Here is a 2,302-nt window from a genome sequence, read left to right as displayed (position 1 = left end):
TCTGGGCCTGATGTACTGACTGCTTGACCTTGCCGGAGGCGGCAGCTTTAGGCTGGCGCCCATCAACAGAGGAGATATCCCATGACCATCGAACTCACCGTGTCCGGCATGTCCTGTGGTGGCTGCGCCGCCAGTCTGCAAAAAGCGTTGCTGGCCCAGCCTGCGGTCACCACCGCGACCGTCGATTTCGCCAGCAGCAAGGCCGTCATCGAGAGCGAGCTGAGCAAGGCCGAGCTGATCGCCCTGATTGAAGCCAAGGGTTTCTCTGCGAGTTAAATTATCTCCATAGAGGTATAAAACAGGTTAAAAATCTGTACTCACCTGTCTTTTGGTGAGTTTTATCACAGACCCGGGTTATTAAACGGGCAAACTTGCTGCGATTATTCCAACCATAAGGATTTGCAGCATGACCCTACCGATCCGCAAGACCCTGCTCGCCGCCATCGTTGGCCTGACCCTCTCCCCCATGGCGATGGCGCTGCCCAACGTGCATATTCTGGCAACCGGCGGCACCATTGCCGGAGCTGGCCAGTCGGCTACCCAGTCCAACTACGAGGCTGGCAAGGTGGCCATCGAAACCCTGATCGCCGCTGTGCCCGAGATGAAGAAAGTGGCCGATGTGCAGGGTGAGCAGGTGGTGAAGATCGGCTCCCAGGACATGAACGACGAGGTGTGGCTCAAGCTGGCCAAACGGGTCAACGAGCTGCTGGCCAAGGATGACGTGGATGGCATCGTCATCACACACGGCACCGACACCATGGAAGAGACCGCCTACTTCCTCAATCTGACCGTCAAGAGCGACAAGCCGGTGGTACTGGTCGGCGCCATGCGCCCCTCCACCGCCATGAGTGCTGATGGCCCGCTCAACCTCTACAACGCCGTAGTGACCGCCTCCGACCCCGCCTCCAAAGGCCGTGGCGTCATGGTGGCGATGAACGACACCGTGCTGGATGCTCGCGACGTCACCAAGACCAACACCACCGGGGTGCAGACCTTCGCTTCCCCCAACTTTGGCCCGCTGGGTTACATCCACAACGGCAAGATCGACTATCAGCGCAGCCCGGCCCGTCTGCACACCAGCAAGACCCCGTTTGACGTGAGCAAGCTCGACAAGCTGCCGCAAGTGGGCATCGTCTACAGCTACGCCAACGCCACCGACTTGCCTGCCAAGGCGATGGTAGATGCCAAGTTCGACGGCATCGTCAGCGCCGGGGTGGGTAACGGCAACCTCTACCACACCCTGTTCGATACCCTGGCCAAGGCGAGCAAGGATGGTATCCGCGTGGTGCGCTCCGCCCGCGTACCGACCGGCGCCACCACCCTGGATGCCGAAATCGATGATGCCAAGTACGGCTTCGTGGCCTCCGGCACTCTCAACCCGCAGAAAGCGCGGGTGCTGCTGATGCTCTCTCTGACCCAGAGCAAGGATCCGGCCCAGATCCAGCGCTGGTTCCAGCAGTTCTGATAAGGCGTTTTTGAACTGAGATGAGCAAGGGCGGGACTTCCCGCCCTTTTCCATCACGTGGCGCCCACCTCGCCGCGAGCTCCTTCTCGCTGGCTCCATCCTTGCCCCTTTTCTCGCCATCGCGGACTCTCGTCAGCAAATTAGCGAGCCGGATCACCCGCTTTCACAAGCGCATCGCCGCCAAATTCATTACACTGCCAGCGATCTTATCCACTCAAGGAGTGCTGTTGCTGTATGGAAATATTGATCCTGCTGGGATTGATTTTGCTTAATGGCGTCTTCGCCATGTCAGAAATCGCCATCGTCACCGCACGCAAGGCTCGCCTCGGCAAGCTTGCCTCTGAAGGCAACCGCTCCGCCGCCATTGCCCTCAAACTGGGCGAAGACCCGACCCATTTTCTCTCTGCCGTCCAAATCGGCATTACCAGCATAGGTCTACTCAACGGTATCTACGGCGAATCCCTGCTGGCCCAGCCCTTCTCCCTCTGGTTGCAGGAGTGGGGACTCCCGGCCAAGAGCAGTGGCCTGATCGCCACCATCATAGTGGTGGTGGTAGTCACGTACCTCTCCATCGTGGTGGGGGAGCTGGTGCCCAAGCGGCTTGGCCAGCTCAATGCCGAGCGCATCGCCTGCCTGATGGCCCGCCCGATGCACTGGCTCGCAACCCTGACTCGCCCCTTCGTCTGGCTGCTGTCTGCCTCCACCAATGCCAGCCTGCGGCTGCTGCGGGTCAACCAGAATGGCAGTAACAATGTCACCGAGGAGGAGATCCACGCCATGCTGGTGGAAGGATCGGAAGCCGGGGTGATCGAGGATCATGAACACACCATGCTGCGC

The 2,302-nt window shown here is 59.9% G+C and carries 3 protein-coding genes; all 3 read left to right on the top strand.

The annotated features are described in order from the left end of the window. Nucleotides 1-81 precede the first annotated feature (81 nt). Nucleotides 82-276, top strand: a complete 195-nt coding sequence (locus BN1115_RS09435) for a heavy-metal-associated domain-containing protein (RefSeq protein WP_005357810.1) — start codon at nt 82-84, stop codon at nt 274-276. 130 nt (nt 277-406) lie between these two features. After that, complete coding sequence (gene ansB, locus BN1115_RS09430; RefSeq protein ID WP_042656948.1) at nt 407-1,465, top strand: L-asparaginase 2; 1,059 nt, start codon at nt 407-409, stop codon at nt 1,463-1,465. A 234-nt stretch (nt 1,466-1,699) separates the two neighbouring features. Beyond that, nucleotides 1,700-2,302: hemolysin family protein (locus BN1115_RS09425; RefSeq protein ID WP_042656947.1), on the top strand; the 603-nt coding region annotated here is incomplete at its 3' end.

Origin of the sequence: Aeromonas allosaccharophila, from assembly GCF_000819685.1 — a bacterium.
Classification (GTDB): domain Bacteria; phylum Pseudomonadota; class Gammaproteobacteria; order Enterobacterales; family Aeromonadaceae; genus Aeromonas; species Aeromonas allosaccharophila.
Note: the sequence above shows the minus strand (reverse complement) of the source record. Positions and strands in the feature narration are given on the sequence as shown.

Excerpts from the sequence above, each read along its gene's own strand:
- BN1115_RS09435 (WP_005357810.1), top strand. The coding sequence starts at position 82 with ATGACCATCGAACTCACCGTGTCCGGCATGTCCTGTGGTGGCTGCGCC.
- ansB (WP_042656948.1), top strand. The coding sequence starts at position 407 with ATGACCCTACCGATCCGCAAGACCCTGCTCGCCGCCATCGTTGGCCTG.